22 protein-coding genes are annotated in these 23,144 nt (G+C 49.9%); 15 read left to right on the top strand and 7 right to left on the bottom strand.

Going from position 1 to position 23,144, the window contains the following annotated elements; translation table 11 throughout:
* Positions 1-24 precede the first annotated feature (24 nt).
* From msrA to ACJJJB_RS14995, 3 genes are all read left to right on the top strand, one after another.
* Positions 25-615 carry a peptide-methionine (S)-S-oxide reductase MsrA gene (gene msrA / locus ACJJJB_RS15005; protein WP_020412436.1) on the top strand — a complete coding sequence of 197 codons (591 nt, stop codon included), beginning with the start codon at positions 25-27 and terminating at the stop codon, positions 613-615.
* Positions 616-708: 93 nt separating this feature from the next.
* On the top strand, positions 709-1,770 hold the full coding sequence (locus ACJJJB_RS15000) for a hypothetical protein (RefSeq protein WP_445365102.1): 1,062 nt from the start codon (positions 709-711) through the stop codon (positions 1,768-1,770).
* 341 nt (positions 1,771-2,111) lie between these two features.
* Complete coding sequence (locus tag ACJJJB_RS14995) at positions 2,112-2,672, top strand: hypothetical protein (RefSeq protein WP_445365101.1); 561 nt, start codon at positions 2,112-2,114, stop codon at positions 2,670-2,672.
* 236 nt (positions 2,673-2,908) lie between these two features.
* On the opposite strand, the gene ACJJJB_RS14990 is transcribed toward ACJJJB_RS14995, so the two are convergent.
* Positions 2,909-4,321: a hypothetical protein gene (locus ACJJJB_RS14990; protein ID WP_445365100.1), complete on the bottom strand. Its 1,413-nt coding sequence runs from the start codon at positions 4,319-4,321 to the stop codon at positions 2,909-2,911.
* 244 nt (positions 4,322-4,565) lie between these two features.
* The gene (pdxR, locus tag ACJJJB_RS14985; protein WP_445365099.1) at positions 4,566-6,017 is read right to left on the bottom strand and encodes a MocR-like pyridoxine biosynthesis transcription factor PdxR; all 1,452 of its coding nucleotides are present in this window, start codon (positions 6,015-6,017) and stop codon (positions 4,566-4,568) included.
* A 104-nt stretch (positions 6,018-6,121) separates the two neighbouring features.
* Between pdxR and ACJJJB_RS14980 the strand changes: the two genes are divergently transcribed.
* Positions 6,122-6,721, top strand: coding sequence for a pyridoxamine 5'-phosphate oxidase family protein (locus ACJJJB_RS14980; protein ID WP_353375968.1), 600 nt, complete (start codon positions 6,122-6,124; stop codon positions 6,719-6,721).
* Positions 6,722-6,746: 25 nt separating this feature from the next.
* Here ACJJJB_RS14980 and ACJJJB_RS14975 read toward each other — a convergent pair whose 3' ends face one another.
* The 3 genes from ACJJJB_RS14975 to ACJJJB_RS14965 are packed head-to-tail and all read right to left on the bottom strand — an operon-like array spanning position 6,747 to position 8,683.
* Positions 6,747-7,220 carry a GNAT family N-acetyltransferase gene (locus ACJJJB_RS14975; RefSeq protein WP_445365098.1) on the bottom strand — a complete coding sequence of 158 codons (474 nt, stop codon included), beginning with the start codon at positions 7,218-7,220 and terminating at the stop codon, positions 6,747-6,749.
* Between the two features lie 48 nt (positions 7,221-7,268).
* Complete coding sequence (locus ACJJJB_RS14970) at positions 7,269-8,225, bottom strand: S41 family peptidase (protein WP_445365097.1); 957 nt, start codon at positions 8,223-8,225, stop codon at positions 7,269-7,271.
* Positions 8,222-8,683, bottom strand: coding sequence for a MarR family winged helix-turn-helix transcriptional regulator (locus ACJJJB_RS14965; RefSeq protein ID WP_445365096.1), 462 nt, complete (start codon positions 8,681-8,683; stop codon positions 8,222-8,224). Before ACJJJB_RS14965 ends, ACJJJB_RS14970 begins: the two co-directional genes overlap by 4 nt.
* Before the next feature lie 258 nt (positions 8,684-8,941).
* Between ACJJJB_RS14965 and ACJJJB_RS14960 the strand changes: the two genes are divergently transcribed.
* The 3 genes from ACJJJB_RS14960 (at position 8,942) to ACJJJB_RS14950 (ending at position 12,836) form a co-directional block, all read left to right on the top strand.
* Positions 8,942-11,785 carry an ExeM/NucH family extracellular endonuclease gene (locus ACJJJB_RS14960; RefSeq protein ID WP_445365095.1) on the top strand — a complete coding sequence of 948 codons (2,844 nt, stop codon included), beginning with the start codon at positions 8,942-8,944 and terminating at the stop codon, positions 11,783-11,785.
* Between the two features lie 275 nt (positions 11,786-12,060).
* Entirely contained in the window at positions 12,061-12,435 is a 375-nt protein-coding gene (locus ACJJJB_RS14955) for a hypothetical protein (protein WP_020412446.1), read from the top strand.
* 35 nt (positions 12,436-12,470) lie between these two features.
* Positions 12,471-12,836: a VOC family protein gene (locus ACJJJB_RS14950; RefSeq protein ID WP_020412447.1), complete on the top strand. Its 366-nt coding sequence runs from the start codon at positions 12,471-12,473 to the stop codon at positions 12,834-12,836.
* 77 nt (positions 12,837-12,913) lie between these two features.
* On the opposite strand, the gene ACJJJB_RS14945 is transcribed toward ACJJJB_RS14950, so the two are convergent.
* Positions 12,914-14,176 (bottom strand): 6-phosphofructokinase, encoded by a 1,263-nt coding sequence (locus ACJJJB_RS14945; protein ID WP_020412448.1) that lies wholly within the window; start codon positions 14,174-14,176, stop codon positions 12,914-12,916.
* A 289-nt stretch (positions 14,177-14,465) separates the two neighbouring features.
* Here ACJJJB_RS14945 and mpl point away from each other — a divergent pair, with 289 nt between their 5' ends.
* The 4 genes from mpl (at position 14,466) to ACJJJB_RS14925 (ending at position 19,527) form a co-directional block, all read left to right on the top strand.
* Entirely contained in the window at positions 14,466-15,854 is a 1,389-nt protein-coding gene (mpl, locus tag ACJJJB_RS14940; RefSeq protein ID WP_026304983.1) for a UDP-N-acetylmuramate:L-alanyl-gamma-D-glutamyl-meso-diaminopimelate ligase, read from the top strand.
* A gap of 97 nt (positions 15,855-15,951) precedes the next feature.
* The gene (locus tag ACJJJB_RS14935) at positions 15,952-16,533 is read left to right on the top strand and encodes a flavin prenyltransferase UbiX (RefSeq protein ID WP_051089485.1); all 582 of its coding nucleotides are present in this window, start codon (positions 15,952-15,954) and stop codon (positions 16,531-16,533) included.
* Between the two features lie 20 nt (positions 16,534-16,553).
* The gene (locus tag ACJJJB_RS14930; RefSeq protein WP_026304984.1) at positions 16,554-16,829 is read left to right on the top strand and encodes an Rdx family protein; all 276 of its coding nucleotides are present in this window, start codon (positions 16,554-16,556) and stop codon (positions 16,827-16,829) included.
* 118 nt (positions 16,830-16,947) lie between these two features.
* Positions 16,948-19,527, top strand: coding sequence for an efflux RND transporter permease subunit (locus ACJJJB_RS14925; RefSeq protein ID WP_445365094.1), 2,580 nt, complete (start codon positions 16,948-16,950; stop codon positions 19,525-19,527).
* 74 nt (positions 19,528-19,601) lie between these two features.
* Here the strand turns inward: ACJJJB_RS14925 and ACJJJB_RS14920 are convergent, their stop codons facing one another.
* On the bottom strand, positions 19,602-19,883 hold the full coding sequence (locus ACJJJB_RS14920) for a peptidylprolyl isomerase (protein WP_020412453.1): 282 nt from the start codon (positions 19,881-19,883) through the stop codon (positions 19,602-19,604).
* A gap of 182 nt (positions 19,884-20,065) precedes the next feature.
* Between ACJJJB_RS14920 and ACJJJB_RS14915 the strand changes: the two genes are divergently transcribed.
* From ACJJJB_RS14915 to rsfS, 4 genes are all read left to right on the top strand, one after another.
* A complete protein-coding gene (locus ACJJJB_RS14915; protein WP_245556667.1) occupies positions 20,066-20,653 on the top strand; it encodes an LON peptidase substrate-binding domain-containing protein in 588 nt (195 codons plus the stop codon).
* Positions 20,654-20,755: 102 nt separating this feature from the next.
* Positions 20,756-22,039, top strand: coding sequence for a glutamate-5-semialdehyde dehydrogenase (locus tag ACJJJB_RS14910; RefSeq protein WP_353375974.1), 1,284 nt, complete (start codon positions 20,756-20,758; stop codon positions 22,037-22,039).
* A gap of 37 nt (positions 22,040-22,076) precedes the next feature.
* Positions 22,077-22,763: a nicotinate-nucleotide adenylyltransferase gene (gene nadD / locus ACJJJB_RS14905; protein ID WP_444946213.1), complete on the top strand. Its 687-nt coding sequence runs from the start codon at positions 22,077-22,079 to the stop codon at positions 22,761-22,763.
* Positions 22,763-23,140 carry a ribosome silencing factor gene (gene rsfS, locus ACJJJB_RS14900; protein ID WP_445365093.1) on the top strand — a complete coding sequence of 126 codons (378 nt, stop codon included), beginning with the start codon at positions 22,763-22,765 and terminating at the stop codon, positions 23,138-23,140. Before nadD ends, rsfS begins: the two co-directional genes overlap by 1 nt.
* Positions 23,141-23,144: the final 4 nt, after the last annotated feature.

Here is a 23,144-nt window from a genome sequence, read left to right as displayed (position 1 = left end):
TAGAATTGTCCACAGGAATTAGTTATGCGCGGCGTCTTTACTCTGTTTATCTTCCTGGCTGCCACCCTCGGATATGCCCAGGATTCCCCAAATATCCGTACCGCTATTTTTGCCGGTGGTTGTTTCTGGTGTATGGAACCACCCTATGACAAAGTGAATGGCGTGCTGGAAACCACCTCAGGTTACAGCGGTGGTCACGTGAAAAATCCCACTTATGATCAGGTCTCCGCTGGTGGTACCGGTCATGCTGAGGTGGTTCAGGTTAAGTATGATGCTAACAAAGTGAGTTACTCGGATTTACTCAATATCTTCTGGCACAATGTGGACCCATTTGATGCTGGTGGACAGTTCTGTGATCGGGGTGACCAGTATCGCGCTGAAATTTTCTACGGCAATGAAGAAGAGAAACAACTGGCCGAAGAGAGTAAGAAGAAAGTAGAGGCCGAGCTGGGTAAGAAAGTGGTGACCCAGATAAAACCCGCAGCTACATTTTATCCTGCGGAAGCTTACCATCAGGATTATTACCAGCGTAATCCACTGCGTTATAAGTACTATCGATTCCGTTGTGGGCGAGATCAGCGACTGGAGGAAGTCTGGGGCAAAGCGCCCGGTTAATCAGGCTGGTGCAGCATTTAATTACTTTCTCTATAGTGGTTTCTTTAACCCTGCATCGAAGCGTGCCTGTAGGGCTTCAGTCTTGGTAAAGGCATGAAAAAAATACAGCCTGGGATATTGCAAGAAGGGGAAGTCTTGGGCTCTGCAGCTGGCTTTCCTGTTCTTTACCGATATATTGCTGCGGAAAAATCCAAACCTTTAATGGTGTTCATACCGGGTAACTCTCATCTGGCACGTATCTTCTATGGCTGTCCTGAGGCCAGGGAAGAGGATTTTATCAGTTACTGGGTTCATCGCTCAGGCCATCCCTTCCTGGCTGTCTCTTTCCCAATTGCCAATAAGGTTTTTGATGACTTCTATCCCAGCTTTACGATTGCCGATTGGGGAAAGCAAGTCGCTGAAGTGATTGATGAGGTGGTTTCTAGGAATAACTTACAACGTGAGGTGATCGTTTGCGGCTGGAGTATGGGATGTAAGATTGCCGGAGCTCTTGGGAAGGAGGTTATTGGAAAGAAGATTTCAATTGCGATGTTTGTCGCAATGTCTGGAGATCCTGCAGTTCCCGGCTTTATGCCAAAGGCTAATTCAGAAAATATCACCATGACACCCGAGGGCTTAGCCAATCGAGAATGTCTATATCCTTGGTTTTTTCAAGCTTTGGAAGATCAAGGTAAATATAATGGCCATCCTATTCTAAAGAAAGAAGTCTATCGAGAGCGTATGCTGGGGGCTACACCAGTAGGCCTGATTGGCACCGGTTTAATGTATAAGAAAAACCGCTTTATTGATGATATTCAAGGAAGTATCCAGTCAGCTAATACTTTTGGTTATGAAGATTATCCTTTTCCTGTAGTTATCCACGGAGATTCACTTTGTGATGCGGAAAACGTACTGCTAAATACAGCCGACTGGGCATTTATTAGAAGTCGAGTTTTAATTAGGGAAGTGCTAAGAGATAAGAGTTTTAAGGAGCTTTCTCTAACACGTTGGGAAGAACTAAAGCGCTTAGTTAAGACTTCTGAAAACTATCTCTCAGAGTCCCTTCCGGGAGGCCATTTTTTCTTTTTGGGTAAAGCTGGGGCGAGATCAACCATTGATAAAATTCTGCTACTTTCTAAGCGAATGCGAAATCTTTTAGAATTGCGAGGTGTTTAACTTAGCCTCATAACTTACTATATCTTCTTCTAATTTTAGTTTGATTTTCCTGGAATGCAGACTGATTATAATATTTTCGATAGTGTTTCTTAGCTTAAAAATCGCTCTTATTCGAAGCTTATGTCATCGTGTCATGTTTAATTTAAGTGGTTACACCTGCGTATCTTCCAATTTCTGATATATCGGGTCTAGCTTGATGGTTCTGTTATCTTTGTGAGGTGTTCGTCAGTTTTAAGTTATTTTTCTGAATCTACTCAATTAAAAAATAATCGAATTAATATCAGGTATGATGATGGAATCAATATAATTTTAGATTAAATGTAAAAAAGGATGCTGGGAAAATGAATATTCGATCTAATTTTAATTTTAAATTTATATTGTTAGCTGTAGGGTTGGTTTGCGCCAGTCAATCAAAGGCTGCAGGTGTGGGTGTTGATAGGGTCTATCTCGTCAGTCCTTCTGGGACTTATATGAAGACCAATGATGAGGGTATTGGCTTGCCCGAAGTGGTTGATACAAAGACGGAAGCTGATAGGTATGATCTTAATTTACACTTCAAGGGATTCGGAAATAATAATCAAAATTGCTTGGAAGATAAAGACATAATTAAGGTCAAACAGTATCTGGCAGATCAAATATTATTTGTTGTAGATGAAAAAGAGCCTCTGATAGACACTGCCGAATTTTATGATGAATTACCAAAAACGAGTGGCGAGATATCAGATTTATTCTATATCGTTAGCGATACAAGCGGCTGTATAGGTGTAAACAGTACTGTTAAGCTTTCGGCAGTTCCACTCTCCGGCGATTACTATATTTATTTCCCTGACGTCAATCCCAGTGCCCGTTGGACCTGGGTTGATCAGAGTGAAAGCGGCACAGAAATTACGCTTATCAGATAATTTTTTTAAAAATTCTTTATGTGCTATTTGGCAGGTATCAATAGATATCTGTCTTTAAGAGTAGTTTTATAGTATTAGTTTGTTCTAGCTAAAGTAGCGGCTTATCAAATGGGGTGCTTTAACCTCATGTTGTATTTTTAACGAATTTTTTTCTACGGATTAATTATGTGAATGATAAAGTGAGGAGTTGAGCCTGGCCAGATATCATTTTAACCAAGTTTAAATCTAATTGATGGTTAGAGCGTTGTGATATCTTTTCTAAAGATATCTATAAGTATCAATATATAAAATAAAGGAATCAGTGCGAGTAATGCAAAATGTAATGCCAGTATATCGTTTTCTTTACTGATGGCTCCTTCAGAAAATAAAATTATTTCCAAGATGAAAAATAAGACAAAAAGTAGGCGTTTATCCAGGTTAGATATGGATTCAAACACCTTGGAACCAAGCAGCCAGTAACGCCAGGATTTGCATTTCAAAGCATCAAAAAGATAGTAGAGGCCACAGGTTAAGCTCACTAACGTTGTGAGTAGTAGCTCAAACACCCAGGCCGGGGGCTTGCCAGGTGCTGGGGGCCAAATATTGGTTACTCCGAATTCGGTAAAGGAAAGAATGGCGAATAGCCCGGTGGTCAATAGAACAATAGGGAAACGAAAAACTAATATGACCATGCAGATTGCAGCAGAGACTTCGAAAACCCTTTGAATGGGCATAAAAATATTGGCATGCTCTGCAACCCAGGCTAATGCGTTGCGAAACCATAACGGGGTGTTTCCGTATTCTACATAGGAGTTCACCAGTCCCCTATAGCCCTCTACGGTAAACCAGTTCAGTAAGCTGTCTTCATAAACCTGGAAAATCAACATAACACCAATGATGATGGTGAACAGGTTAATCCAACGTCCTACCAGCAGATTGGATTGTTGTGTCTGTGCGACTACGCGATATCGGTCTAAAAATTTCGAAAGTATTGCTAGGACGGCAATGGTGATACTGGATAATAGGCTGGCTAGAAGTATGTGATTGCCACCATTGCGCGACATCAAAAATATCGCAAACAGCACGCTAGATACCACAATCACCCAGAGGCACCAGGACAAAAAGCTTATATCGGGTGCCAGAATATCGCCCAATAGACGCTGGTAATAGGGCGTTGGATGAGATGAGGGGTGATCGGATGGTTTCTGAATATTTGGGGTGAGGCTATAGCTGCTTACCGCTAAGACTAATGCATACAAAGCCGGTGATAAAAATTCAAAGAACCAGCTATTTTCGCCCATATAAGTAAAGCCCCATAATACTATGAAGCTTACAAACATGAGTAGGGCGCCTAGGGGCATTAATATCCGCAATATTAAGAGTGCTCCGGCAAGTAGAATGGCAAAATGCAGTGAGTAGGTCAGGCTGGTGATGTGCGGCGTAAAAAATATGGCTAAAGATTGAATGGCTGTGGGGGCTTCTTCCGCTTGAATAAGCTGCTCTAATGCGGCTGCAAAGGCCTGCGGTGCCACCTCGCCATTAAGGTAGCGCGTAATGACCAGTTGGATACAGGCGGCGCCTAAAAAAAGGCTTATCATGGCTAGCCATGCAGTTGACGAGGTTGCCGTTTTTGTTTGGCTAGTATCTAAAGTTTGGCTGGAATTGTGCATAAATCCTATCCTAGTTGAATTCGATTCCCATAGATCAATACTTGTGCCAAAAAAAAGTTCGCTATTTCAGCGTGTATCTATCCCAGTTGTTGTCTTTATCGGCAATAGGAAAGTGTGGATAACTTCAGGCTAGGGTTGATCAGGCATGTGCAGGGTGAGTGTGCATAGGAGGTGCACTAACAGTATTTTCTATTGGTCATAGCATAGAAATGCTGTTGCCAATAATAGTGATATTGAAAGTTTGCTAGCTGGATGAGTTTGTCAAAAAACGCTGCAGAAGATCTATACAGTCCTCTCGCTGCTGTTTACTGGTATTGGCAAACCCTAATACCAGGCCATGGTTCAAGGATTTGTCGGGATAGAAAAAAGAAAGTGGAGTGCTACCGATGCGGTGTTCGGCTAATTGCTTTGACAGTTCTACGTCATTCCTGCCGGGCGTGGCGAGTACCACGTGCATTCCGGCACTACTTGCGATGAGTTGCGCCTGGGGTTCAAGTTTATGTCGTGCCAAACCGCAAAAATGCAGCCATTTTTCCCGATAGTTGATGCGCATTTTACGCAGGTGTCGTACGAAATGTCCCTCTTCAATAAAGTCGGCAACTATGGCCTGGGCAAGTAGGGGGGAGTGACCAGATAGCATCTCTTTGGCGTGGTTAAATACCTGTATCACTGGTGTGGGAACCACCATATAGCCCAGACGAATACCGGGCTGAAGAGTTTTGCTAAAGCTGCCCATATAAAGTACAGGTGTGTCCTCCGCCATTCCTTGCAGCGCTGCCACGGGTTTGTGTACAAATGAGAATTCGCTGTCGTAGTCATCCTCCAATATCCAGGCTTCAGAGCTTGCTGCCCAGTCCAGCAGCCTTAAGCGGTCACTGGCAGGCATTACTCCACCCATCGGATATTGGTGTGTAGGGGTGGTATAGAGAAGCTTGGCGGTGTGATTGTGCTTTGTCAGTGATTCTACATCCAGAGAGCCATTTTTTAGTCCTGCCAAATGGAGGTCTGCACCGGCGGATTGAAAAGCGATGCGTGCTCGTCGGTAGCCGGGGTTTTCCATGGTTACGGTATCCCCCGGATTTAGTATGACTTGTGCACAGAGACTCAAGGACTCCTGGGCACCGTTAGTAATAATGATTTGCTCGGCGCTACAGCGGACTCCCCGGGAGTTACGTAAGTATTCTGCCAATGCCTGTCTTAATGGCTGATAGCCCTGACTGGGGCCATAGCCGATGAGTGCTGTTCTGTCTTGATGCCGCCGATAGAGGCGATTCCATAGATGAAAAGGAAAGCTATCGAGATCCGGTAATCCCGGTGTAAAGGGCAATAGCTTCTCCCTGACAAGCGGTGCATTTCTTAACGATTCCCCGAAAGTTGACAGCTGTGGTGGATGATCAGTATCCGATTGCCAGCTCATTCGCTGGGGGGCTTCCACATGTGGCGGCAGTGATGCACAGACAAACACGCCTTGACCAGATCTACTGGTGAGGAAGCCTTCGGCCTTTAACTGTTCCAATACCTGCGTAATGGTATTGCGACTTACTCCCAGAGACGCCGACATTCTGCGGGAAGATGGCAATTTACTGCCGGTGCTCAACCGACCACTGCAAATGCGCTGTACAAGCATTCGATACAGCTGGGCCTGTAGTGGTTGGGCCCGATCCAGGGTTAGGTCAGTGAAGTCTGGAACACTCAAAACTGGCACCATGAAAGAGCAAAAACTGGACCTTTTCATAGTACCAGTAACTTCTTAGATTGGCGATATAGATTGAATGAGCAGCGGTTAGTAAGGAGGTTTCTATGGACACTACCAATCATTTTGGCCCTGAGTTGCCTGCCACTGCAAAGAGCAGGATACGTCGGGCGGCAAAGAGAGCCAGCTATCAAAGGGAGGTTGTGTATCAGCTGGTAGATGAGCTAAAGCTCGGCCATGTTGGATTTATACAGAATGGGGAGGTGGTCATTATTCCATTGACTGTATGGCGGAAGAGAGACTTCCTGTATTTCCATGTGGCAAATAAAAGCCGTTTGCAGAAGCTGGTAGATGCGGGGGAAACAATCTGTATTTCATTTGCACAATACGATGAATGGGTGCTGGCAAAATCTGCTTTTCACCACAGTGCCAACTATCGCTCGGCAGTGTTGTTTTGCCGTGGGGAACGTGTGCATGACTCCCGGGAGTTCGATGAGGCTTTTAAAGTCATAATGAACGATATTGAGCCTGACCGATGGGAGCAGGTCCGCCCTCCCAACATCCAGGAACGCAAGGGCACAGCGCTAATGCGATTGACTATAGAGGAGGGCTCTTTTAAGAGCCGGAGTGGAGCGCCTACCGACAACAAGGAAGATCAGAGCTTAACCGTTTGGAGCGGAGTTAAGCCTGTTTGTCCATTTCGCTAAGTAATCATAACTCTATGCTCTAAAGCTACTGGTACGTACAGGGCTCAACTTGGACTTCTGTATTGGAGAGGTCGATTATGGCAAGCATGTCCTCGTTATCGTCATCTATTCCAACTTCTACAAAGCCAAAGCTAGAGTAGAAATCTTTAGCAACTGGGTTTTTGGGGTTGTAGCAAATCTTTATTTGCTTAGTGGGGGTCTGCCTGATCTCATGCAGGGCTAACTTCAGGGCAGCCCTGCCTATTCCCTTTTGCTGGTATTTCTGGTCAACCATAAAACGCCATATAGACATCTTTTCATGGTTTTCCTTGACCCACATAAAAAAACCAACTGGATTTTCTCCAAAATAAATTGCGCGGGTTTCATACCCAGTATTGAACTGTGCCTCTACCAGTGACCACAGATTGCATGCGACATATTCCTGCTGCTCCAAGGCAACATCTAGATCGCAAACAGCCTCGTAATTATCCTTGGTTATTAGTCGAAGGGAGGTGGCCATCGTTAATCCTTAAACTCCATTACCGAGGTCCTTGTAAACGATTCACGATTAATTTTGTTTTTTTATCGTTTTTAGAGCAACCTGTAAGCTATCTTGATCACCGGTCTCAATATCTGGATTTACACCGTGCCCTTCCCAATTAACCGGGCCTTCAGTCAATGTAGAAACCGGGCGGCTACTGGGAATGCCGATCTCAAATCCGAAGGGTAGGGATTGGGGTGTATCCATCATGTGCGCCCCACCGGCGCTGGCAGTGCCGATAATTTTGGCTCTGCCCAATTGCTGCAACGAGAATGCAACACTTTCAGCGGCGGAGAAGGAGCGGTCATTAATCAAGATCACCAGTGGTCTCTCCGTACCGTAGGCTGGCCAGGGTAGAGTGGTGATACGACTTGGTTTTATTTTCTTTTCCCTGCTTTCTATTACAAAGGGGAGCGGCTTAGTGGTATCGATAAGGGATTCCAGAATAGCGCCTGCAGTATTTTCATCGCCTCCGCCATTGTTACGCAGGTCCAAAATTAGGCCATCACTATGTTGGATCAGTGTAAAAGCTGCCCCTAGGGTGGGCTTGGCATTTTCAAAAGTATGGAAAGAGGAAAGGGATATATAGGCGATATTGCCAGATAGTATCTCGATTTTCTTCACTCCATAATTATTTTTTGGGGCTTCTATTCGCCATTGTTCTATCCAGTTATTTGACTCATCCTGGTCTCCAACATGTTCCAAGTAGAAGTGCTTGTCGCCGGATAACTCGCGGATTTTATCAGTGATTTTTTGGGAGAATATCTGGGTATTGTTGCAATACTGCTCTAATTCGGCGGAGTCTGCTAATTCAGCTATTTGTTTCGACAGGATATCAGCTTTATCTGCCAGTACGTATTTATCTCTGACAGCGGCAGATACCGCTTTGATGACTGAATTGGTATTGAACTGGCATTTTTCTTCAGCTTGGCCTGAATGGGCAGAGAATAGCAAGGGCAGGAAAAGCGCTATGACTGGCTTCATTGTTTCTTGATCTCCTCGGGTAATTGCCTCTGTATACGATCTTGAAAACGGCTTCTTTCCAGGGCGTTGATGGCGGTATCCAGCAAATCTGACAATGGCATGGGTAGCTCTGCATTTAAGGACTTTTCTGCATATACAGTGGCTTGCCAGTGAGCTTTCAAGCGCGGTAGAAGTAATGCGCCTTTGTGGGTCAGTCTAACCTTGCGCTCTCTCGCATCTACTCCTTTCACTATTTCTACCAGATCCTGTTTCACCATATCCTTAACGGTTTGACTGACTGCAGGTTGGGACAGTTGAGCACTGGCTACTATCTCGCCGATGGTAACGTCGCCTTTTTGCATTAGAGTGCGCATTACTGGGGTATACCGCGGTTTGTAATTTTCTATACCGCAGCTGCTATAGCTCTTACTGACATCGCCATCCAGTAGCTCAAGCAGGTGTCTGAGGCGAGTTCCCAATTGACTGTAATCCATAAATTAATATTTATATAAGTACTTATATAAATGACTATATACTGTCTGGTGACAAATGCAACTATCAGCTTGTCTTTTTGTTAAAGGGAGAGAGCTTGCTACTCAAGTTGAGTGCAAATTGAGGATGAGTCGCCAAGTCGAGTCACTGAAACTTAACCTTAACATTTGTTTCATCGAAATTTAGGAATTCCCCGCCACTCTTTGCGCCGCTAAATGCGAATCCGGCAATTGGGAAAAATGGCGATGAAAGAATTTGGCTTGGCTGCTCTGGCAGCCCTGGGTCTTCCACTGATGGCTGAAGAGGTCCAGGCCAACGACCTCATAATCTCGGAATATATCGAGGGCAGCGGCAATAACAAGGCACTGGAAATCTATAACGGTACCGGAGCGGCTGTAGATCTGGGTAATTACTCGATACAGCTTTTTTTCAATGGTTCCGATTCTGCCGCTGTAAATATCACACTCTCTGGAACCCTGGGTGATGATGAAGTGTTTGTTCTCGCCCACGGCAGCTCTGATGCAGCCATGCTGGATGTGGCCGACCAGATTTATAGCGGTGGCCTGTTCAATGGTGACGATGCGGTAGCACTTGCTGGCCCTAACGGTTTCGTCGATGTAATCGGTCAAATTGGTACTGACCCCGGTAGCCAGTGGGGCAATAGCAGTGTCGGTACCCAGAATCAGACTCTGATACGCAACCTGGATGTGGTCAGTGGTCGTACGGATGGCAATAGTGCGTTCAATCCCGCCCAGGAGTGGTCCAGTGTTGGCCAGAACAACTTCGACCACCTGGGTTGGCATATTGAGGGTGATACAGGCGGTGGCGATGGCAACGGTGGAATCGAGTTAGGTGCTTGTGGTGATGCAGGGACACTCATCAGCCAGATACAGGGTGAAGGGTTCGCAAGTTCGTTGGAGGGTGAACGCCACGAAATTGAAGCCGTAGTAGTTGGCAATTTCCAAGATTCCAATACAGGCCTTGCCGGCTTCTTCCTGCAGGAAGAGGACAGTGATCAGGATGGCCAGGACTCGACCTCTGAAGGTCTGTTTATCCACGATAATGCTTTCGGGGTGGATGTTCAGGTTGGAGATCTGGTGCGGGTTGGCGGTATTGTTGATGAGTTTTACGATTTTACTGAGCTGAATCAGGTGGACGGCGTTAGCGTTTGTGGTAGCGGTTACGAAGTAACGGCTGCCAATGTGCAGATGCCATTTAACTCAGCCCAAGAGCAGGAGCAGCTCGAGGGCATGCTGGTGAAATTCCCGCAAAGCCTGACAGTCAATGGTCACTACAACCTGGGCCGTTATGGTGAGATTGTTCTTTCCAGCGGCAGACTTTACATCCCTACCCACAATAATGCTCCCGGCTCAGCGGCTATTGCCCAGGCAGCGGCCAACGAGCTCAATCAAATTATTCTGGATGATGGCTCCACCGTACAAAACCCTGAAGAAATGCCTTATCCGGCACCGGGTTTGAGCGCATACAACACGCTGCGCAGTGGAGATACTCTGGAAGAACTTACCGGCGTGATGGCTTATGGGTTTGGTGCCTATCGAGTACACCCGGTTGAGATACCGCACTTCTCTCCCATAAACCTGCGTGAGGAAGCTCCTGTCCTGCCTGGTGAAGGCAGTTTGCGTATTGCCAGTTTTAATGTGCTGAATTACTTCAATGGCGATGGCAGCGGAGGCGGCTTCCCCACAGCTCGTGGTGCTGACACCCCGGAAGAGTTCGAGCGCCAGAGAGATAAAATTATTTCTGCAATCCTGCGTATGGATGCCGATGTCATTGGCCTGATGGAAATTGAGAATGATGGCTACGGTAGTGACAGTGCAATCCAGGACTTGGTCAATGGATTGAACAGCGCAGGCTCGGGGCAGAGCTACCAGTTTGTAAATCCGGATCTCCCACAGCTCGGCGACGATGAAATTGCCGTAGGTATAATCTACCGCAGCGACCGTGTTATGCCGATCGGCAGTGCTGTCACACTGCAGGATTATCCCTTCGACGATGGTAATCGCCAACCGCTGTTACAGGCATTTGCTGAGATTTCCTCCGGTGAGCGTCTCGTCGTGGTTGTGAACCACTTTAAATCCAAGGGCAGTTGCCCCAGTGATGGCAGCCTAAACAGCGATCAGGGGGATGGACAGGGCTGCTGGAACTCCCTACGCACTCTGGCTGCGGATGCCTTGGCTGGCTGGATCGATAGCGACCCTGCAGGAACTGGCATCGATCGCGTGCTGGTATTGGGTGATCTCAACAGCTACGCCATGGAAAACCCCATTACCGTGCTTAAGGATGCAGGTTATACCGATCTGCTGGAATGGTACGGAGCAGGCGAAGCTTATTCCTATGTGTATGACGGCCAGTCCGGTTACCTGGATCATGCTCTTGCCAGCGCTTCCCTGGCTCCACTGGTAACTGCCACAGTGGATTGGCATATCAATGCCGATGAGCCGCGTGCGCTGGATTACAACACCGAATATAAAAGCGTAGAGCAGCAGGAAAATCTGTACTCCGCGGGGCCTTACCGAGCATCGGATCACGACCCTTTAATCGTTGATCTGGACCTGGGTGCAGACAACCTGGTCCCCACGGCTGAATTTAGCTGGGCGTCTGAGGGTCTTATATTCCACTTTATCGACAACAGTAGCGATGAAGATGGGAACCTGGTGAGCTGGTCTTGGGACTTTGGTGATGGTGCGAGAAGCACAGAGCAAAACCCCAGCCACAGTTTCGATATCCCAGGTAGTTACTTGGTACGTTTGCAGGTAAAAGATGATCGTGGTGCGGTATCCACTATTGAGCAAATTATTGAAGTGAAAGATGACGTTGCCTCTCTGCAAGCGAACTTTAATTTACATCGCTTTTTTCGCTGGGTATGGGTAGAAGATCGCAGTCAATATAATGGCGATAATAAACTTCAATATCAGTGGAATTTTGGTGATGGCGTACAACGTAGTGGGCGCTGGGCGTTACACCGTTACTCTCAAACTGGAAATTACGAAATTACCCTCACAGTGAGTGATGGCGATGGTGCTGAAGATAGCGCCTCTCGCGAAGTCAAAATTTCCTGGCCACGCTGATATATATCAATTTTTGATTAATAATAAATATTCTGGTTGTCCTGGCGATGGGGTTATCAGCTCCCTGTCGTCGCTTCTCCAGGATTCTTGAAGTTGATAGCTTTTCCCTAGAAGCGAATGGCCGCACCCTGGTGGTGCGGTCCTTTTTATTTCGCTCCCCTCAAAAAATTAATCACTCTTAATAAATTTTTAAGCTCCTGGATTTCTGCGCCCCGAAAGAACGGCCATACTTGAGTCTGTTCATACCAATTGGATTGCAGGGGGGAGTCCCTTCTATGTCACGTACATTTGAGAGTCTTGTGGGATTAAGTCTGGAGTGGACTGGCACCCATTACTCCGAAGGGGGAGATTTTCCCGATTTATCCACTCATATTGTCAGTTATGAAACCGAGTCCAGCTGTTATGTTACTGCGGGGGGCAAACTGGTCGGCAAAGCCAGTTATTCGTATGCACCAATGGGAGTACGCATGGCAGCACTGGTTTATCGTCCGGATATCTACCAGGGACGAAGTGGAGTTGTTCTTTACGCCATGTTGGATTTTGATCTGATGATGGATCGCGCAGTTATTATGCATAATGACCAACCCCTGGCGGTGGCCAATGGCAGTTTCCGAGTTGTGGACACGCCAGATAAGCCCATCACGGATTAGGATGTCATTTAATTAGAATACCGGGAGAAGGTTATATGGATAATCACGAAAAGATTAATTATGTAGAGTTCCCATCGAAGGATCTGGAAAAGACCAAGGCTTTCTTTTCTGAAGCTTTTGGCTGGGAATTTACGGATTACGGCCCCGAGTATTCTGCTTTTTCCGGTGCAGGGTTGGATGGTGGTTTTTTTCAGGCGAATCTGCACAGTTCAACAGTCAACGGTGCAGCGCTGGTAGTGTTATATAGTTCTGACCTAGAGGATACCTTACAAAAAGTCGAGAGCTGCGGTGCCAAAGTAATAAAACCTATTTTTTCCTTTCCTGGAGGTCGGCGCTTTCACTTTGCCGAGCCCTGCGGTAATGAATTTGCAGTTTGGTCAGATACAGGATTACAAAAGTAATTTTTCCAGCTGCGCCAATAAAAAACCCCCGGTTTTATTCGGGGGCTTTTTTGAACCAGGGCTAAAGAGTTTTTAGATTACGCTTTAAACTCAGTGTCCAGCTTCTTTTCCACCAGCTGCTTTTTCAGTTTTGTGTACTGGGGGATGCCGTTTTTGTAGGGGGGGTAATCCTCACCCTGGATCAGCGGCAGCAGGTACTTGCGTCCCGCTTCAGTGATACCGAAGCCGTCTTCGCTGATATATTCTTCAGGCATGAATTTTTCCACGTTGGCCACTTCAGACAGCGGCGCTTCCGCGATAGACCAGCTGTACTCTTCACCTTCTGCACGGATAATTGCCGGCATAATCGCGTTCTTGCCGGCTACCGCCATTTCTACAGCGGCGCGACCAACGGCGTAGGCCTGCTCCACATCGGTGGCGGAGGCGATATGGCGGGCAGCGCGCTGCAGGTAGTCGGCCAGTGCCCAGTGATATTTCAGGCCCAGTTCGCTCTTGATCATATTGGCAAGAGTCGGGGCTACACCGCCCAATTGCTTGTGGCCAAAAGCATCGGTGGTGCCGGCATCGGCGAGGAAGGTGCCATCTGCGTACTGGGCGCCTTCTGAGGCGACAATAACGCAGTAGCCTTTTTCATCCACGGTCTTCTGTACCTTGGCGAGAAACTTTTCTTTATCGAAGGCCACTTCCGGGAACAGGATAATATGCGGTGCATCGCCTTCTTCTTCCTGGGCCAGGGCACCCGCTGCGGCAATCCAGCCCGCGTGGCGGCCCATCACCTCCAGGATAAAGACTTTGGTGGAGGTGGCGCACATGGAGGCGACATCCATTGCGGCTTCCTTGGTGGATACCGCTACATATTTGGCCACTGAGCCAAAGCCGGGACAATTGTCGGTCAGAGGCAGGTCGTTATCCACAGTTTTGGGAATGTGTACGGCCTGGATTGGGTAGCCCATGGTTTCAGATAGTTGGGATACTTTCAGGCAGGTATCCGCAGAATCTCCGCCGCCGTTATAGAAGAAGTAGCCGATATCGTGGGCTTTGAACACTTCGATCAGACGCTCGTATTCCGCGCGGTTTTCTTCCAGGCTTTTCAGCTTGTAACGACAGGAGCCGAAGGCGCCGGATGGGGTGTGGCGCAACGCGGCGATGTCTTCCACACTTTCCTGGCTCACGTCGATCAGTTCCTCGCGCAGTGCGCCGAGGATGCCGTTCAGCCCCGCGTAGACTTTGCCAATCTTGTCCTGGTTTTCACGGGCAGCTTCTATTACGCCGCAGGCGGATGCGTTGATCACGGCAGTCACACCACCGGACTGTGCGTAAAAGGCGTTCTTCTTCGACATGGTTATCCTGTATTCGTAGAAATCTAGGGAAGTGTCCCGATCCGGTAATTCTTCCCAGTACTCACTATTCAATTAGCGGTACTAGTAGGGAATTCCGGGAGCTCGTATCGGGTGTCGGCCATTGTTGGAAAATTCCTACCACCGTACAGGGGATGAGGCCGACCAGTGCGGGGGCGGAGTCTAATGGAATAGCGAGTAAATTGCATTGCAAGTGCGGGATTTGGCAATTACTGGCTTGATTTGCCGTGTTAAGCTTGCGCCGCAACCAGCAGGAGTACACATTTCCGCCATGCATATCCACATATTAGGTATTTGCGGCACATTTATGGGCAGTCTGGCCCAGTTGGCCGTGGCCGAAGGACACCGGGTCACCGGCAGCGATGCGAACGTCTATCCACCAATGAGCACCCAGTTGCAGCAGGCGGGTATCCAGATCACCGAGGGTTATGACCCGGCACAATTGGAGCCAGCCCCGGATCTGGTCATTATTGGTAATGCCATGTCCCGGGGTAATCCCGCAGTAGAGACGGTGTTGGAAAAAGGTTTGCCTTATACCTCTGGCGCCCAGTGGTTATGTGACCACTTCCTCGGTGGACGCTGGGTGCTGGCAGTATCCGGTACCCATGGCAAAACCACCACTGCCAGTATGCTGGCCTGGATTCTGGAAGCGGCAGATATGCAGCCTGGATTCCTGATCGGCGGTGTGCCTGGTAATTTCGGTGTGTCGGCACGTATGGGGGAGTCTCCCTTCTTTATTGTGGAAGCGGATGAATACGATACTGCCTTCTTCGACAAGCGCTCCAAGTTTGTGCATTACCGCCCACGCACAGTGATCATCAATAATCTGGAATTTGATCACGCGGATATCTTTGATGATCTGGCGGCGATACAACGGCAGTTTCACCACCTGGTACGTACCGTACCGGCCAATGGTCTGATTGTTGCTGCAGCTGAGGAAAATGTTGAACAGGTTCTCGAGCAGGGCTGTTGGACTGAGGTACAGCGTTTCGGTGTTGAAGGCCCGCCGGGCATTCGCACGGGAGACTGGTTGGCTCACGATATTGCGGCGGATGGCAGCAGCTTCTCTGTGCAGCTTGAAGGGGCTGAGGTGGCGCGAGTGGAGTGGGAACTCACTGGTATGCACAATGTGCGCAATGGCCTCGCCGCCATGGCTGCAGCTCGACACGTGGGTGTTGTACCGGAATTGAGTGCCGTCGCATTGGGGCGTTTTGAGGGGGTGAAGCGCCGTATGGAGTGCTTGGGTGAAGTGGCAGGCATCCGTGTTTACGATGATTTTGCCCACCACCCCACAGCAATTGAATCCACCTTAAATGGGCTCAGGGCCAAGGTGGGGGAAGATAAGATCATCGCCCTGATTGAGCCGCGCTCCAATACTATGCGAATGGGCGTGCACCAGGGCCAGCTGGCAAACTCCTGTAGCGGTGCGGATATGGTGTTGTGGTATCAGCCACAGGGAATGAACTGGTCTCTGGATGAAGTCACCCACCACTCCCCGGTTCCAGCCAAAGTTTTTGACACCATTGAGGGGGGAGTGGAATCTGCGCTCCAGCTTGCGGGTGAGGGCAGCCATATTGTAGTGATGAGCAACGGAGGTTTTGGTGGTATCCACCAGCGCCTGATCGGCGCTCTGGAACAGAAATACCATCGCCCAGTCTAGAAAAGAATACCGGTGGGCAACCCCTGGGTTTCCCATCAAGAAACCCGAGGGATTGACCTTGCAGCAACCTACTTTTGATAAAACCGTTACCCTGGCCATGACCGGGGCCTCTGGAGCCCAGTACGGCCTGCGCTTGTTACAGTGCCTGCTCGCCGCTAACGTGCGTGTCTGGTTGTTATTGTCTGATGCGGCTCAGGTGGTAATCAATACGGAAACAGACCTGCAGCTGCCCGAGGGTGATGATGATATCCTGCAGGGCTTTCTTGCCGATCGCTTTGCGGCAAAGGAGGGGCAGCTGACCCTGTTCGGTAAACGGGACTGGTTCTCTCCTGTGGCCTCAGGCACAGGAGCGCCGGCAAGTATGGTGGTTTGTCCAGCCAGCGGCGGCACTCTGTCAGCAGTGGCCTGTGGAGCCTCCAACAATCTGATTGAGCGAGCTGCTGATGTAGCCCTGAAGGAGCGCCGCCAGCTGATATTGGTTCCACGCGAAGCACCTTACTCGGAGATTCATCTCGAAAATATGCTCAAACTCACTCGTATGGGCGCGATGATTCTGCCCGCCAGCCCCGGTTTTTATCAAAAGCCGAGCACAGTTGAGGATATTGTCGACTTTGTGGTGGCACGACTACTAGACCAGCTGGGGGTAGAACAAAAGCTGCTTCCGCATTGGGGTGAGTAGACTGGAGGGAGGCTAGAACCGTGAAACCGAGCATCACGATTCATTACTGTGTGCAGTGCAACTGGATGCTGCGAGCCACCTGGATGGCCCAGGAACTACTGTATACCTTTGCCGATGACCTCCAACAGGTTGCATTACAACCCGGAACTGGAGGAGTATTTGAAATCCGTATTGGTGAAAATTTGATCTGGGAGCGCAAGCGTGATGGCGGCTTTCCCGGAGCAAAAGAACTCAAACGGCGCGTTCGGGACTTGCTGTTTCCCGAGCGCGATCTGGGACATATCGATACTCCCTGAAAATATTTCCAATAGCGCCGTGATATTGCAAATTTTATATTTGCGTATTCACCGCCAGGGCGATCAAAATATGCGCCGCATCGCGGCCCACTGATTTATTGGATATAAGCGGAAATTTATGCTGTCAGCTTTCAAGACCTGCTACGAATACCTGGTGACCAAACGGCCTGTGGCTGTGTTAATGGTTGTTGGCTTACTCACCCTTGTGGCAGCTATGGGCCTGCCCCGCTTTAAGATCGATGCCTCCGCTGACTCCCTAACTCTGGAAGCGGACAAATCCCTGGACTATTTCCGTGAGATTGCCGAGCGCTACGCCAGTGGCGACTTCCTGGTAGTGACGTACCGCTACAACGATGGTGATCTGTTCAGCGACGAGTCTCTGCAGACTCTCGCCAAGCTGCGCGATGAGCTGGCCGGGGTAGATGGCGTTTCCAGTGTACAAACCATTCTCGATGTGCCCTTGTTGTACAGCCCCAAGCTGTCTTTAACCGATATCACTGACGAGATTCGCACCCTGTCCAATCCGGATACTGACAGGGACCTGGCTCGGCAGGAGTTCCTCTCCAGTCCTATTTACCGCGAGCTTATTCTAAGTCCAGATGGCCAGACGACCGCGCTGCTTGCCAACCTGAAACTGGACAGCCGTGGTATCGAATTGGTGCGCGAGCGCGACGCCCTGCGCCGCAAGCGCAATAGCGAGGGTTTGAGCCCGGAAGAGGCTACGCGTCTGGAAGAGGTAAGCGCAGTTTATCTGGAACACCGAACGGCCCAGGAGCTGGAAGCGCGGGCACGGGTTGATGAGGTGCGTGGGATTCTCGCCAGTTATAAAGGCGAGGCGGAATTGTTCCTCGGTGGTGTAACCATGATCACCTCAGACATGATTACCTTTATCAAGAGTGATCTGGTGGTTTTTGGTGTGGGTATCCTCGCCTTTATTATCCTTACCTTATTACTGATTTTCCGCCAGCCGCGCTGGGTACTGTTGCCGCTACTTACCTGTGTCACTACAGCAGTGATGATTTTGGGACTGCTCAGCTGGCTCGACTGGCGCATGACGGTGATCTCCGCCAATTTTGTTGCGCTACTGCTGATTATTACCCTGGCGATCACCATCCACCTGGCAGTGCGCTATCGCGAATATATTGCGCAGAATCCGCAATGGGGGCGCGAGGAATTGGTGCTGCAGACGGTGCGCTTTATGGCCAAGCCCTGTCTGTACACTGCCCTGACCACGATCGTTGCTTTTGTGTCGTTGGTGGTGAGCGGTATCCGTCCGGTGATTGATTTCGGCTGGATGATGACCATGGGAGTAACTCTGGCCCTGGTGTTGTCATTCCTGATTATCCCCAGCTTCCTGATGATCCTGCCCAAGCGCCAGGGCAAAGTGAGCCAGGATAATTCGCACGCGTTTACCCTGCGTTTCTCCAGCTTTGCTGAGCGCCATAAATTCATCGTACTGGGCGTTTCCCTGTTGGCAGCTGTGGTCAGTGTGGTGGGTATTTCCCAGCTGAAAGTGGAAAACCGCTTTATCGATTACTTTGATGACTCCACTGAAATCTACCAGGGCATGTTGGTGATTGACCGCCGCCTGGGTGGCACAGTGACCCTGGATATTATCCTCGACAAGCCGGAGGAAGCGGAACCGGCCTTCGAAGGTGAGGAGGATCCTTTTGCCATGGAGGCGGAGGAGGACCCGTTCGCGGTTGAAGAAGATCCCTTCGCCTCTGATGATCCTTTCGGTGGAGAAGAGGAGTCCCGGGAGCAGAGTTACTGGTTTACTGTGGCAGGCCTCACCAAATTGGAACAGTTACACGATTACCTGGAGCAGCAGCCGGAAATTGGCAAGGTCCAGTCCCTGGCGACCCTGTTTAAGGTGGCTCGCGATTTAAAAGGCGGTCAGCTCAATGACTTTGAGTTGGCAGTAGCCAACACCAGCCTGCCGCCTGAAATCAGTAGCGTGCTGGTAAATCCCTATCTCTCTGTTGAGAACAACCAGGCGCGTATCACTTTGCGGGTGATGGAAACCGATCCGAATTTGCGCCGTAGCGAATTGATCGAGCGTATCTACAACTACGCCCATAATGAAATGGGCATAGCGCCGGAAAATATCCATCAGACCGGCTTGCTGGTGCTGTATAACAATATGCTGCAGAGCCTGTTTAAGTCCCAGATCCTGACGCTGGGTGCGGTATTTGTGGGCATCCTGCTGATGTTCCTGGTGTTGTTCCGCTCCCTGTCGATCGCTATTATTGCGCTGGTGCCTAATATGCTCGCTGCTTGTGTGGTATTAGGTGGTATGGGTCTCGCCGGTATTCCACTGGATATGATGACTATCACCATCGCCGCGATTACTGTGGGTATCGGTGTGGATCATGCGATTCACTACCTGTACCGATTCCGTGCGGAATTCGCCAAAGACGGCAATTACCTGGAGACCATGCATCGCAGCCATGCGACTATTGGCCGCGCGATGTTCTATACGGCAATTACGATTATTGCCGGCTTCTCAATTCTTGCGCTGTCCAAGTTTGTGCCCTCAATTTACTTTGGCTTACTGACCGCACTGGCGATGTCTGCAGCATTGCTTGGATCACTCACTCTGCTGCCGTTGTTGCTGGTGATATTTAAGCCGCTGGGTGCTGGCTCTTCAGTGGACAAGGGAGAAGTGGACATTCCTGAGGGCGCAGCCAAAGCCTGAGGGAATTCCCCTCTCTACAAATAAAAAGCCGGGCTGTTGCCCGGCTTTTTATTTGTAGATTAATTCGCAAGCAATTAATCCTGGCGGCTGGTAATTTCCAGCAGGTGGTAACCGAACTGGGTTTTCACCGGGCCGTGCACCTTGTGGAGCTCCTCGGAGAATACGACCTTGTCAAATTCGGGCACCATCATGCCTTTGCTGAATTCGCCCAGGTCCCCACCGGAACGGCCTGATGGGCACTGGGAGTGCTGTTCGGCGATTTTGCCGAAATCTGCACCATTCTCGATTTGTTGCTTCAGTTCCAGGCACTTGCCTTCGCTCTCTACCAGAATATGGCGGGCTGTTGCTTTGGGCATCAATAGTCTCCATTCGGTTGATAAACCGCAGCAGCTTAATGGGTGTAGGGCGAGCATGCCACCGGCAATTACTTGGATAAAGCGGAAACTCTGTCGCAGTTCTGCGGATTGGCGCTAAAACGCCCTTCCTATTTATCTAGGAGTAGTACTGTGGGTGGTATCTTTACAAAATGAGCTAACTGGTGAGAACAGCATTGCAAAAGATTCCCCTTTTTCCCCTGAGTATGGCCCTGTATCCGGGGGTCACCCTGCCATTGCGTATCTTTGAACAGCGTTACCTACATCTTGTCAGCGAGTCACTGAAAAGTGATAGCGGCTTCGGCGTTGTATTGATCCGCTCCGGAGGGGAGGTAGGACACGCCTCCGTATGGCCGCTCGGTGTCTATGTACACATTGTCGACTGGAGCCAGGGAGAGGGGGGATTATTGAATGTACAGGTGGTTGGTCGGCGTCGCTTCCGCATTGCCAGCACCGAGCGCGCTGATAACGGTTTATTGTTCGGGGAGGTTGAATGGTTGCCAAACGAAGAGCCCAAACCCATTCCCGCAGACTGCGATGGCCTGCTATCGGTGCTTGATGAGCTGAAGGATCGCGCTGAGATGTTGTCACTCAAGTTCGATAGTGTCGACTCTGCAGATGCCCTCTCCTGGCAGCTCGCCCAGTTGCTTCCCCTAGAGGATAAGGCGCGAGTAGAGTTGTTGGCCGTTGAGGACCCCTTGATGCGTCTCGCTAGTATCGCCGAGAACCTGGACCGCTGGGCGAGGGAGTAAGAATGCGACCTGTTTTCCGTTGGCATCCTATATTTATGCCGTTTCAACCCATAGCCACTGGGGTATACTGCGCGGCCGACCGGATTTCGCACGGAGCGCCAAGTGACCGCCACCAATACCACTGATCAGCAATCCACCCGCGTCAAACTCGAACAGATGGGCCGCGCCGCTCGCTCTGCCTCAAGACTAATGGCGAGAGCCGATACCAATAGTAAGAACCGCGCTCTACGGGCAATTGCCGCAGAATTGGAAGCTCAACGGATTCAACTGGCTGAGGCCAATGCTCAGGATATGCAGGCGGGTCGTGAACGCGGTCTGGATGCGGCGCTGCTCGATCGGCTGGAACTCAATGATGAGCGCATCGACGCAATGATCGAGGGGTTGTTGCAGGTTGCGGACCTGCCTGACCCAGTGGGAGAAGTTGAGGACTTATGTTATCGCCCCAGTGGTATCCAGGTGGGCAAGATGCGTGTACCCCTGGGAGTGGTGGGGATTATTTATGAATCCCGCCCTAATGTGACGATTGATGCGGCGAGTTTATGCCTGAAATCCGGTAACGCCACTATTTTGCGTGGTGGCAGTGAGGCATTGCACTCGAATCAGGCGATCGCGGCCAGTATTACCCAGGGGCTCCGGGAAGTGGGATTGCCGGAAACGGCGGTGCAAGTGGTGGGCACCAGTGACCGCGAGGCAGTTGGTGCCCTGATCTCCATGCCAGATTATGTGGATGTAATCGTTCCTCGAGGTGGCACTGGCCTGATTGAGCGGGTCAGCCGTGAGGCCAGAGTACCGGTGATCAAACACCTGCACGGTGTTTGTCACGTTTATATCGACGACTTGGCCGATGAACAGAAGGCGTTTGAGATTGCCCTGAATGCCAAAACCCATCGCTATGGCGTGTGCAACGCTATGGAAACCCTACTGGTGGCGGAGGGGATTGCAGAGCGAATGCTGCCGCGTTTGGCAGAAGCCTATGAGCTTAAAGGTGTGGAATTGCGTGGCTGTGCCCGTACCTGCGAGATACTGCCCCAGTGCGCAGAGGCCAAAGAAAGTGATTGGAGTGAAGAATACCTGGCCCCGGTACTGTCCATTCGGGTGGTGGCAGATATGGATGCTGCGATGGACCATATCGCCCGCTACGGCTCAGGACACACTGAGGCGATTGTTACTGAAAATTACACGCGCAGTCGTCGCTTTCTGGCGGAAGTGGATGCCAGCTCGGTGATCATCAATGCATCAACACGCTTTGCCGATGGATTTGAATATGGACTGGGGGCGGAAATCGGCATCAGTACTGATAAAATCCATGCCCGAGGCCCGGTGGGGCTGGAGGGGCTCACTTCTCAGAAGTGGATTGTGTTTGGGGATGGGCACATTCGCCGTTAATTCCGGCCCTCACTCATGAGCCAGTAACGAGGTAATTTTGGCGACTAAGCGGCATACGATAGCCCTGTTCGGCGGCACTTTTGATCCGGTGCACTTTGGCCACCTGCGCATGGCGCTGGAACTGCGCCAGGCCCTGGATTTCGATGAAATGCGCCTGCTTCCCAGCCACCAGCCACGCCATCGCCAAAGTCCCGGGGTTTCCTCGCGCCAGCGCAGCGACATGTTGGCTTTGGCCCTGCAGGGCTGTGATGAGCTGCAGCTGGACGAGAGGGAGCTAAATCGTGGCGGTGATACCTATACGGTGGATACCCTGGAGGAGTTGCGCAAAGAACTGGGTTCGGACGTATCCATCAGTTTTTGTATGGGCTCTGATTCCCTGTTGACCCTGCATAGGTGGAACCGCTGGCAGAGGCTATTGGAGCTTGCACACTTGGTGGTAGTGACCCGCCCCGGCTGGCATCTTCCAGAAAGCGGTGATGCGGGGGGCAATCCAGAACTGATGGACTTGCTACAGAGCCATCAAGGGGCAGCAAAAGATTTGCACGAGCAGGCATATGGAAGCTTGGTATTGCGCGAGCAGACCATGTTGCCTATCTCGGCGACTGAAATTCGCCAGTTATTGAATAGTGGTCGGTCGCCGCGATTTTTGTTGCCGGCCACCGTATTGCAATACATTGAAGACCATCAACTCTATACAAAAGCGGTTGCCATTGGTGACCAGTAATGAATCAAGGTGTTATGACAAATATTAAAGATATCGCGCTCAAGGCTCTGGAAGATCTGAAAGGCAAAGACATTGTTGCGCTGGACGTATCTGAACTCTCCGATGTAATGGACAACCTCGTGATCTGTACAGGTACCTCCAGCCGTCAGGTGAAGTCCCTGGCAGAGAATGTGGTGGATGAACTTAAGCTGGAAGGTGTGCGCCCGATTGGTGTTGAGGGCAAAGAGCAGGGCGAGTGGGTTTTGGTGGACTATGGCGATCTAGTCGTACATGTCATGTTGGCTGATGTGCGTAATTTCTACGACCTGGAAAAGCTCTGGTCGATGACACCGAATACCCGTGATGATGCCGATGGCAGAGACCCTCACAAGGACTAAGTGG

The sequence above is a fragment of the Microbulbifer variabilis genome (genome assembly GCF_052468405.1).
This window is presented reverse-complemented; position numbering and strand designations above follow the sequence as displayed.

Bases quoted from the DNA above. Each gene is read 5' to 3' on its own strand.
- ACJJJB_RS14980 (WP_353375968.1), top strand. From the start codon at position 6,122: ATGGACACTACCAATCATTTTGGCCCTGAGTTGCCTGCCACTGCAAAG.
- ACJJJB_RS14970 (WP_445365097.1), bottom strand. From the start codon at position 8,225: ATGAAGCCAGTCATAGCGCTTTTCCTGCCCTTGCTATTCTCTGCCCAT.
- ACJJJB_RS14945 (WP_020412448.1), bottom strand. From the start codon at position 14,176: ATGTCGAAGAAGAACGCCTTTTACGCACAGTCCGGTGGTGTGACTGCC.
- mpl (WP_026304983.1), top strand. From the start codon at position 14,466: ATGCATATCCACATATTAGGTATTTGCGGCACATTTATGGGCAGTCTG.
- ACJJJB_RS14990 (WP_445365100.1), bottom strand. From the start codon at position 4,321: ATGCACAATTCCAGCCAAACTTTAGATACTAGCCAAACAAAAACGGCA.
- ACJJJB_RS14995 (WP_445365101.1), top strand. From the start codon at position 2,112: ATGAATATTCGATCTAATTTTAATTTTAAATTTATATTGTTAGCTGTA.
- ACJJJB_RS14925 (WP_445365094.1), top strand. From the start codon at position 16,948: ATGCTGTCAGCTTTCAAGACCTGCTACGAATACCTGGTGACCAAACGG.
- ACJJJB_RS14935 (WP_051089485.1), top strand. From the start codon at position 15,952: ATGACCGGGGCCTCTGGAGCCCAGTACGGCCTGCGCTTGTTACAGTGC.
- rsfS (WP_445365093.1), top strand. From the start codon at position 22,763: ATGAATCAAGGTGTTATGACAAATATTAAAGATATCGCGCTCAAGGCT.
- ACJJJB_RS14920 (WP_020412453.1), bottom strand. From the start codon at position 19,883: ATGCCCAAAGCAACAGCCCGCCATATTCTGGTAGAGAGCGAAGGCAAG.
- msrA (WP_020412436.1), top strand. From the start codon at position 25: ATGCGCGGCGTCTTTACTCTGTTTATCTTCCTGGCTGCCACCCTCGGA.
- ACJJJB_RS14955 (WP_020412446.1), top strand. From the start codon at position 12,061: ATGTCACGTACATTTGAGAGTCTTGTGGGATTAAGTCTGGAGTGGACT.
- ACJJJB_RS14960 (WP_445365095.1), top strand. From the start codon at position 8,942: ATGAAAGAATTTGGCTTGGCTGCTCTGGCAGCCCTGGGTCTTCCACTG.
- ACJJJB_RS15000 (WP_445365102.1), top strand. From the start codon at position 709: ATGAAAAAAATACAGCCTGGGATATTGCAAGAAGGGGAAGTCTTGGGC.
- ACJJJB_RS14950 (WP_020412447.1), top strand. From the start codon at position 12,471: ATGGATAATCACGAAAAGATTAATTATGTAGAGTTCCCATCGAAGGAT.
- ACJJJB_RS14975 (WP_445365098.1), bottom strand. From the start codon at position 7,220: ATGGCCACCTCCCTTCGACTAATAACCAAGGATAATTACGAGGCTGTT.